The sequence below is a fragment of the Clostridium sp. genome (genome assembly GCF_051650885.1).
Classification (GTDB): domain Bacteria; phylum Bacillota; class Clostridia; order Clostridiales; family Clostridiaceae; genus Clostridium.
In genome coordinates, this window is sequence record NZ_JBOFRG010000082.1 from 1 (window position 1) to 9,120 (window position 9,120).

The window sequence follows — 9,120 nt, forward strand, 5'->3', positions numbered from 1 at the left end:
ACAATATTTATCTAAATTTGTGTAATTACCTAAGTTTATTAATTGCACTGGGAATTCTGGTGAATTTGTTAAAACTCCAAAATCATTTTCATAAATTTTAATTTCTTTATTAATAAATTCAACAACTATAGCTTTTCCACTCTTATCATTAATTTGAAAATGTAATGGCTCTACACCACCGTTTAGGTTGCAAGGCTCACTTACTACTTTAACTAATTTTAATCCTTCTTTAACTTCTTCTATGTTCTTAAAGTTTCCTAAAATATAGTTAGAAAAAGATAACCCTGTTATTTCATTATTTCCATTTGTGCTTTCAGCATATTCTGTATAATTAGGTAAATATAAACCTTGAATTGATAACCCTTCTTCATTTAATCCATCTATACATATATTGTCATATGCATAGTCTGGAGCTTCTACTCCAACAAATCCATATTTATTTTTCCATTTCATTCCTTTAGTTTTATCAGATGCAAATCCATTTAATTCTTCTCCTCTTAAATAAACTGCAAAATTTGCATCTAATAAAATCGCAAACTCATTTGTTCTTCCTGTAATTACTTTGTTTTCTGATTTTAATGTTATATTTGTACACATAACTCATACCTCCTAAATTTTATAATCACACTAATATTTAACAAGCAAGTACCATGCCATTTAAAAACTATTTTTGTCCAAAATCTTCCTCATTTAATATTTGCTCTTCCTTTATATATGCTTTTAAAACAAAACTTCTCTACATTCTTATTATACCTCCTCACCTATATTTTAATTCTTTCATAATTTTGGCATATATCTTGCTTTACTTTTAATACGTATCAAATAAAAATAAGTAAGACATTCTTACTTTCAAAAAGGAGCGATTCATTATGGGAAATATTTATGCTATTATATTTTTAGTTGTTTGGGTTTTTATAGCCTTCAAATTTGGTTCTGTCCTATCTAAATTTAAGATCCCTTCGGTGCTTGCAGCACTTATTATAGGATTCATTGCCTCGTACCACTTTCTAGGACATTTCATTCCTGTATACGGAACTTTTGCAAAAGCTGCACACGATTCTCTTATTTATAAATTAGCTACCGGATTCGGTATGATTGGTATTGGAATCTATATGGGAATTAGCTTTAAAAAAGAAATGTTTAAAAAGTCTGCTACCCAAATTATCGGTATGCCGATTTTATCTAATATTATTGTTATCTTAGTTGTAACTTTAGTTTTTCATTTCTTATTTAAAGCTTCGTGGATGCTTTCAGTCCTTTTAGGATCAATGTCATCTGCTGCAATTCCAGCATATCCAATAGCTTCAATTAAAGAATTTAAACCTTCAGGAGATGTATCTAGTAATGCAGTTCCAATGGCGTCCATTGATATGGCTGTTGGGTTCCTAGTTTTTATGGCTGTCGCATCTATTTCATTAGGTTATTATTCATTAGTTTCTGCACCAATATACTTTGTTTTCCTAATGTTTATTGCCTCAGGAATATTTGGTCTATTATTAGGATTTATAGCTAAAGTTGTTACTAAACCAATGAATAAGACTTTAACTACAATAACCTTTTTAGTAATACTTTTAGTATCTATTTTTGTTACACAATTCGTAAACAGTGCACTACACTACAACTTCTTATTAGAACCTATTTATGCACTTGGAATGGGAATTTATTTTGCTAATGCTACTAAGGACATAGAGGCTACTAAGAAACTAACATCTGCTATGATGCCTATACTTTGGCTTTTACTTGTAGTTAACTTATTTATAATCGGAGCTAATATAAATCTTATATTACTTGGAGATTTAAAAGGACCACTATTAATAGGTGCTATACTTTTCTTAATCGCTAGAATTGTTAGTAAATATATAAGTTACTTTATCTCAGGTAAAATATTCAAAGCTCCTAAAACAGTATGTGACAATATGGGAGTCGCCCTTTTAGGTTATTGTGCTAATGGTGCATTTTTCGTATTTTACTTAAATAAAATGCTAACACAAGCCCACGGTAATCCTATGGTTTACCACCAAATGCATCTAATACAGCTTGCCACAATAATTGTTATGTCAGCTGGAATAATCAATGATTTAATTGCAGTTCCAATAAATCCTATTGCATTTAAACATGAAATTCATCATCCAGATTTAAATACAACTAAACAAAGTAGCTAATGAAAAAGATAAGTATCTACACTTGTAGATACTTATCTTTTTTTCTTATTAGTCAAAGAAAGTCTATATCAATCTTATCATCATTGTTTATTTTATATATTTACTTTTTATGTATTTTTTGTTTTATTATCTCTTTAAAGGGGTTTATTGTCTTTATACTTTTATATCTACATTTTATTATCATCTTTTATATTTTTTAAATATTTATTCCACTTTCCAAGCCTCTTCACCTCTTTCTTCCTCTCTTCTAATAAATAATTTTATAATTCAAATTTATCATACTTTTTTTGCATTATTACTCATATTCCTTTAAAATGAATAGTATTAATTTTAAACAAAAGGAGTTGTTTTTTATGACAATGCAAAAGCTTCTTAGTAAGACTAGGCAGGCTATTAATGACTTTGCTTTAATAGAAAATGGTGATAAGATTGCCGTTGGGCTTTCTGGTGGAAAAGATAGTCTAACACTATTACATATATTACATTCATATCAAAAGTTTTCTCCACAAAAATTTGAACTTATCGCTATTACTTTAAACCCTGGTGATGTTGATAATTCACCACTTCATAAACTTTGTAAAAATCTTAATATTGAATTTCATGAAGTTCAAACTGATATTGCTAAAATTGTATTTGATATCCGTAAGGAAAAAAATCCATGCTCTTTATGTGCTAATTTAAGACGTGGTGCTTTAAATGATACTGCTCAAAAGCTTGGATGTAATAAGGTTGCTTTAGGTCATCATAAAGATGACGCTATAGAGACGTTAGCTATGTCTATGTTCTATGAAGGTAGGATAAACTGCTTCTCACCTAAAAGTTATATGGATAAATATAATATAACTTTAATTAGACCAATGGTTTATATAGATGAATACATGACTAAAAAAGCTGTTCGTGACTATAACTATCCTGTTATACACAACCCTTGTCCAGCTGATGGAAAAACTAACAGACAAGATATAAAAGAGCTTATTCGTGAACTCGATAAAAAGATTCCAGGTTTTAAGAAAAATCTTTTCCGCTCTTTAAACAACTCATCTCAACTGTTTATTTGGGACAAAGAAATTGTTAGGGAGATGTAATTTTGAATAATAAGAAAAAAGCTATAATTTTTATGATTTTATCAGCCTTCTTTTTCACTACTATGAATATGTTTGGTAAGCTTTCATCTGGGATGAATCCATATCAAAAAACCTTTATAACCAATGCAGTTGCAACTCTTATTGTTATAATAATCTTAAAAAGACGTAAGGCTTCCTTCATTGGACATAAAGGAACTAGATTAAAGCTTCTCATTCGTGGACTGGCTGGGACTGTTTCTATTTGTGCTTTTTATTTCTCATTAGAACATCTATATCTTTCAGATGCTACTATGTTAAATCAATTAAGCCCATTTTTCACAATCATTTTTTCTTTTATATTATTAAAAGAAAAGCTTACAAAAAAGCAATTAGCATGTCTTATAGTTGCCTTTTTAGGTTGTATTTTTATTGTTAGACCTGAATTTAACTCATCAATAATTCCAGCCTTACTTGGTATATTTGCAGCAGCAACAGCTGGTCTTGCATACACTATGATTCGTCTAATTGGTAATAAAGAAGATTTTTTCACTGTTATATTATCTTTTAGTGGAATTGCAACAATTATTTGCTTCCCTTCACTTTTCTTTGATAAAAGTGGACTTACTCTTTTTAATATTTTAATTATGGTTGGTGCTGGTCTTAGTTTTATGATTGGTCAAGTTTTCTTAACATTGTCTTATAGATATGCACCAGCTTCAGAAGTTTCTATGTATTCTTACATAGGTCTTATAATTGCTGCATTTTATGGATTTATTATTTTTAATGAAATTCCAGATATATATTCTATAATTGGATATATAATTATAATAAGTGCCTCTTTTGTAAATTTATTATCTAGGAAAAGAAAAAATTAAAAAATTTATAACATTTTTAACATTGAAGTAAACTATTATTATTTCATATAATAAATACATATTAATATGTTATTTGTTAATACTATTAAATAAATTTACTTATAGGGGAGTTATTTTTATGAAAGAAATATATTTAGCCGGTGGATGCTTCTGGGGCGTAGAAGAATTTATGTCAAGATTAGATGGAGTTATCTCAACTGAAGTTGGCTATGCAAATGGTACTACTGAAAATCCTACATATGAGACTATAAAAGATACTGGATTTGTCCAAGTTTGTAAAGTTGTATATGATTTAAAAACAACTTCACTTAGAGAATTACTAATTGAATTTTGGGGAATTATTAACCCAACAGTTGAAAATAGACAGGGAAAAGATGTAGGGCCTCAGTTCCGTACTGGTATTTACTATACTAAAGAATCTGATATTGATACTATATTACTTACACGTGATAATGAGCAAGAAATCTATAGTAAACCTATTGTTACTGAAATCAAACCTCTTATAAGCTATTATAAAGCTGAAGAAACTTACCAACATTACTTGAGAAAAAATCCAAATGGATATTGTCATATAGAATTAAATTAAGGACTGCAAATTTTGCAGTCCTTTTCTCATTAAATAAAGCTATTAATTTAATAATTTCTTTATTCTATCTTTCAACTTATAAATAACGATAACTCCAATAATAGATACTACTAAAAACTCACCTGCTGCTACTTGTAATCCTGCAACTAAAATTGTAACGCCCTCACTTTTTGGTATTACAAACTCAACTAACATCCACCCTATAATTAATCCATTAAATATAACAGGCCATAAGGATGCTATAAATAGCTTTATTTTCTCACTAGATATCTTTAATTTGCTTGTTTGATAAATCATAATTACACTTATAAGCGTTGCAAATGATCCTATTACTGCATCCATAAGTGATGATCCAAGAATATTTGCAATAAAACAGCCAAGTGTTAATCCTACAATATAAAACGGATCAAAATATGCAAACAACACTAACACCTCTGAAAATCTAGCCTGTATAGGTCCAAAGCTAAGTGGTGCTAAAAGTAATGTTGTAGCTGCATATATAGCTGCTATCAATGCTGAATAAACTATTCTCTTTGTTTTCTTTTCCATGAAAGTTCCCCCTAATTAAAGATTGAAACTTCTTATACCTCCAAAATTAAGATAGACTTTATCGTTTGTCCATCTATTGATTTTGTGATCTAAAAATCAATAAAAAGGTAGAGTCTTAATAAAAACTCTACGCATAATAATCTAACCTATATCAATCATACGCCTTAGTTTTGTTTTATGACAGGAGGCTTTCGAACTGTCAATCTATTCATTTTATTTACAAACTATATTTTAATTTAAAAGAATTCAAAATTCAATCTTTTTATTCATTATTCATATCAATAATCTTTACATTTTCTAGTATTGCTATTTTTCCTAACTTCATCATTTGCTTTATTCCTATGTTTATCCTCCTAAACCATAGCTCTAGCAATAGCCATTCCAATAACTACTCCTAATAAACTCAACGCTAAATTCACTATAATATTTACTATTCCGAGTCCACTTTGCCCTGTAGTTAAAAGTCCAATAGTTTCATATGAAAATGTTGAAAAAGTTGTAAGCCCTCCCATCATTCCTGTGGTTAAAAAAAGCCTTGTATTTGCTGAAATTAATGCAGTGTCTAAGCTTAACTGCATTACAAAACCAATTATCAATGCTCCTAAGATATTTGCAATCAGTGTCCCAAAAGGAAATGATGTTCCTATCCCTTTTGCCCCAAGTGAAATTAAATACCTTAACGAAGCACCAATAAATCCGCCACAACCAACTAAAATTACTAAAAAAACTCTCTGCATTTATATCACCTCAACCATAGTTTGCACCATTCAAAAAAAATAATACATCTACACCCACTCCAACACTCTTCGCCAAATCTATAACCATTCTCACTTGTCGCACTTACTTTTTGATAAGTGTTTCTTTTTGTATTCTTCCTAAATTCACACTTCATTTTTCAAATACAATAAGAATTACTTTTTGTGTTAACTGCTCTGTGTAAATCCCTACCTGTCTTCCACGATAAAATTCGTCGCCAGACAAATTTGAGCCCTCTCCAAAAAAGTTACCTGCAACTCCTCCCAATTTTTAATTTTTAATTTTTAATTTTTAATTAAAAAAGAAGACTTATAAAAAACTCCTCAAAGTTCCTTATAAATCTTCTTTTAAAATAAGTTTATATAATTTATTTGCTCGAATTACTAAATAAAAATTTAGATTCTTGCTTAAAATGATAATACAGTTACATTGTCTGTTATTGCAATTTTTCCTGTTTTCATCATTGGTGATACAACTTCTATAAGTTTATCTAATTTTTCTTGATCAAGAACTAATACATCTATTAAGATTGGTAAATTTCTAGCCATTACTTCAAGTAAATCTAAATGTAATTCTTTGCTTGATCCAAATCCTTCAATCCCTCTCATAACAGTTGCTCCTGATATGCCTACTTCTTCTAATTTTTCTATTATAGCTTTATATAATGGCTCATGTCCAAATTTATCGCTACCTTCTACAAATATTTTTACTAATTTAGCATTATCAATGTTTTTCATATTCTCATCCTCCTAAATTGTCTATACTAATAATCTTGCAATTGACATACCAATTACAACACCTACTAAACTGAATCCTAAGTTGACTCCAATATTTAAAACTCCAACTCCAAGCTCACCACTACTTAAAAGACCTATAGTCTCATAAGAGAATGTTGAGAATGTTGTAAGTCCACCCATCATTCCTGTTGTTAGGAATAATCTCATGTTTGGAGATACAATTGCTGATTCTAAACTTAACTTCATTACGAATCCTATTATTATTGCTCCTAGAATATTTGCTATTAATGTTCCATATGGGAAATGTGTTCCAAAGGCTCTTGTTGCATTTAATGAAATAATGTATCTTAATGCTGCTCCAATGAAACCACCACACCCAACTAAAAGAACTAACGTGATTTTTTGCATCTTCTTTCACCTCATATAAATTTTTCCGTAAAAAAAAAGCCACTACCCCTACAAATTTTATGTAATCTGTAGGAGTCATTAGCTTTTAAAGCGGATAAAGGTTAACTCCATAACCTGTTCTTCTTTTGTTGTTATAAATAGATTATCTTTTGTTGATCACAAGTAATTTATCTTCTGTTTATTTATAAAACATTTTTTCTCTTGTTTTTAATCTATTTCTCTTTTGTGTTATCTTTATTATAGATATTTCATTTAACTTTCTCAATAAACATTCTGTTAACTATTGGTTAAGTTTTGGAATTAATCCTCGTATTTATCTCTTTCAATATCACTTATTTTTTCTTTTAAAGCTTCTTCTTCATCTAAAATTCTAAGCTTTGCTTCACTTATTTTATCATTATTTTTATTTATTTCATTTATTGCATTTATTATTAAATCATCTTCCATTGCAATTTGATTTTGGTATTCATTTAAAAATGCCTCACCTATTTTTTCATGTGTCTTTCTTATATTTACACGAGCCTCTTCCATCTCTTTGTTTAAAGCTGCTATTTTTAACTTTGTATCAGCCTTTGCACTTAACGTCTTTGAGGTTGATGCCACATTTCTCCCTGCATCTTCCGCAAAATCTTTTACTTTATCAAAAAAACCCATACTTATTCCTCCTATATATTCCAATTTATATTTCTATTATATTATATCACCTTTGCTCCTATAGACACAATTAAGGGAGCTATAAAATAGCTCCCTCTCATTTATAATTTTCTTCCTTTTCCATACACAAATGTCCCAATTAACAATAGCACAAATCCTATTCCAAAAGAATATCCTACTCTACCTGTTGCTGGTAATTTATCAACTTCAGGTTTTGTATCTGGCTTTGGATTTGGTTTCGTATCTGGCTTTGTATCTGGAGTCGGATCTGGTGTTGGATCTGGCGTTGGATCCGGAGTTGGATCCGGAGTTGGATCTGGTGTTGGATCTGGTGTTGGATCCGGTGTTGGATCCGGAGTTGGATCTGGTGTTGGATCTGGTGTTGGATCCGGTTTTATCGGTGTCTTTTTATTTTCAAATTTACCATCTACAAGTCCCTCTAGATTTACAGTTTCACCTTTTTTATTTATTTCAAAAGTTACTTTTGTTTTGCTAACTTCGTAACCATTCGGTGCTACCTTTTCTTCTATTGAATACTTACCTTCTTCTAAATCGGTAAATTCTACTTTCCCGTCTTTATCAGATTTCACAGTTTTTATAGCTTCACTTACACCTTCTTTATAAAGCTTAAACTCTGCTCCCTCAAGAACCTTACCATCTTCTTTGTCCACTTTTATAAAGCTTACTTTTCCAAGTGGTGCTGGTTCTGGTATTACTGGTGTTTTTTTATTTTCAAATTTACCTTTTACAAGTCCTTCTAGGTTTACAGTTTCACCTTTTTTATTTATTTCAAAGGTTACTTTTGTTTTGCTAACTTCGTAACCATTCGGTGCTACCATTTCTTCTATTGAATACTTACCTTCTTCTAAATCGGTAAATTCTACTTTCCCATCTTTATCAGATTTTACAGTTTTTATAGCCTCACTTACACCTTCTTTATAAAGCTTAAACTCTGCTCCCTCAAGAACCTTACCATCTTCTTTGTCCACTTTTATAAAGCTTACTTTTCCAAGTGGTGTCGGTTCTGGTATTACTGGTGTTTTTTTATTTTCAAATTTACCTTTTACAAGTCCTTCTAGATTTACAGTTTCACCTTTTTTATTTATTTCAAAGGTTACTTTTATTTTGCTAACCTCGTAACCATTCGGTGCTACCGTTTCTTCTATTGAATACTTACCTTCTTCTAAATGGGTAAATTCTACTTTTCCTTCTTTGTCTGATTTTACAGTTTTTATAGCTTCACTTACACCTTCTTTATAAAGCTTAAACTCTGCTCCCTCAAGGACCTTACCATCTTCTTTGTCCACTTTTATAAAGCTTACTTTTCCA

At 30.0% G+C, this 9,120-nt stretch carries 11 protein-coding genes and 1 riboswitch; of the genes, 4 read left to right on the top strand and 7 right to left on the bottom strand.

Features of this window, described 5'->3' with window-relative positions; translation table 11 throughout:
* On the bottom strand, positions 1–597 hold a 597-nt coding region (locus ACRC28_RS04000), incomplete at its 3' end, for a linear amide C-N hydrolase (protein ID WP_438542162.1).
* Positions 598–869: 272 nt separating this feature from the next.
* On the opposite strand from ACRC28_RS04000, the gene ACRC28_RS04005 reads away from it, so the two are divergent.
* The 4 genes from ACRC28_RS04005 to msrA all read left to right on the top strand — a co-directional run bounded on the left by ACRC28_RS04005 (position 870) and on the right by msrA (position 4,687).
* Positions 870–2,162, top strand: a complete 1,293-nt coding sequence (locus ACRC28_RS04005; protein WP_438542163.1) for a cation:proton antiporter domain-containing protein — start codon at positions 870–872, stop codon at positions 2,160–2,162.
* A 359-nt stretch (positions 2,163–2,521) separates the two neighbouring features.
* The gene (locus ACRC28_RS04010; RefSeq protein WP_438542172.1) at positions 2,522–3,247 is read left to right on the top strand and encodes a tRNA 2-thiocytidine biosynthesis TtcA family protein; all 726 of its coding nucleotides are present in this window, start codon (positions 2,522–2,524) and stop codon (positions 3,245–3,247) included.
* Positions 3,248–3,249: 2 nt separating this feature from the next.
* Entirely contained in the window at positions 3,250–4,101 is an 852-nt protein-coding gene (locus ACRC28_RS04015; protein ID WP_438542164.1) for a DMT family transporter, read from the top strand.
* A gap of 118 nt (positions 4,102–4,219) precedes the next feature.
* Positions 4,220–4,687 (top strand): peptide-methionine (S)-S-oxide reductase MsrA, encoded by a 468-nt coding sequence (gene msrA / locus ACRC28_RS04020; RefSeq protein ID WP_438542165.1) that lies wholly within the window; start codon positions 4,220–4,222, stop codon positions 4,685–4,687.
* A 42-nt stretch (positions 4,688–4,729) separates the two neighbouring features.
* Here the strand turns inward: msrA and ACRC28_RS04025 are convergent, their stop codons facing one another.
* From ACRC28_RS04025 to ACRC28_RS04050, 6 genes are all read right to left on the bottom strand, one after another.
* Positions 4,730–5,236 (bottom strand): QueT transporter family protein, encoded by a 507-nt coding sequence (locus tag ACRC28_RS04025; RefSeq protein ID WP_438542166.1) that lies wholly within the window; start codon positions 5,234–5,236, stop codon positions 4,730–4,732.
* A gap of 353 nt (positions 5,237–5,589) precedes the next feature.
* A complete protein-coding gene (crcB, locus tag ACRC28_RS04030; RefSeq protein WP_438542167.1) occupies positions 5,590–5,973 on the bottom strand; it encodes a fluoride efflux transporter CrcB in 384 nt (127 codons plus the stop codon).
* Positions 5,974–6,399: 426 nt separating this feature from the next.
* Positions 6,400–6,729, bottom strand: coding sequence for a DUF190 domain-containing protein (locus tag ACRC28_RS04035; RefSeq protein ID WP_438542168.1), 330 nt, complete (start codon positions 6,727–6,729; stop codon positions 6,400–6,402).
* Between the two features lie 21 nt (positions 6,730–6,750).
* On the bottom strand, positions 6,751–7,137 hold the full coding sequence (gene crcB / locus ACRC28_RS04040) for a fluoride efflux transporter CrcB (RefSeq protein WP_438542169.1): 387 nt from the start codon (positions 7,135–7,137) through the stop codon (positions 6,751–6,753).
* Between the two features lie 62 nt (positions 7,138–7,199).
* Positions 7,200–7,261: riboswitch (Fluoride riboswitch) on the bottom strand.
* Positions 7,262–7,437: 176 nt separating this feature from the next.
* Positions 7,438–7,791: a hypothetical protein gene (locus ACRC28_RS04045; RefSeq protein ID WP_438542170.1), complete on the bottom strand. Its 354-nt coding sequence runs from the start codon at positions 7,789–7,791 to the stop codon at positions 7,438–7,440.
* A gap of 101 nt (positions 7,792–7,892) precedes the next feature.
* On the bottom strand, positions 7,893–9,120 hold a 1,228-nt coding region (locus tag ACRC28_RS04050), incomplete at its 5' end, for an MSCRAMM family protein (RefSeq protein WP_438542171.1).

Coding starts and splice junctions, on each gene's coding strand:
- ACRC28_RS04005 (WP_438542163.1), top strand. CDS start 870: ATGGGAAATATTTATGCTATTATATTTTTAGTTGTTTGGGTTTTTATA.
- ACRC28_RS04010 (WP_438542172.1), top strand. CDS start 2,522: ATGCAAAAGCTTCTTAGTAAGACTAGGCAGGCTATTAATGACTTTGCT.
- msrA (WP_438542165.1), top strand. CDS start 4,220: ATGAAAGAAATATATTTAGCCGGTGGATGCTTCTGGGGCGTAGAAGAA.
- ACRC28_RS04025 (WP_438542166.1), bottom strand. CDS start 5,236: ATGGAAAAGAAAACAAAGAGAATAGTTTATTCAGCATTGATAGCAGCT.
- crcB (WP_438542167.1), bottom strand. CDS start 5,973: ATGCAGAGAGTTTTTTTAGTAATTTTAGTTGGTTGTGGCGGATTTATT.
- ACRC28_RS04035 (WP_438542168.1), bottom strand. CDS start 6,729: ATGAAAAACATTGATAATGCTAAATTAGTAAAAATATTTGTAGAAGGT.
- crcB (WP_438542169.1), bottom strand. CDS start 7,137: ATGCAAAAAATCACGTTAGTTCTTTTAGTTGGGTGTGGTGGTTTCATT.
- ACRC28_RS04045 (WP_438542170.1), bottom strand. CDS start 7,791: ATGGGTTTTTTTGATAAAGTAAAAGATTTTGCGGAAGATGCAGGGAGA.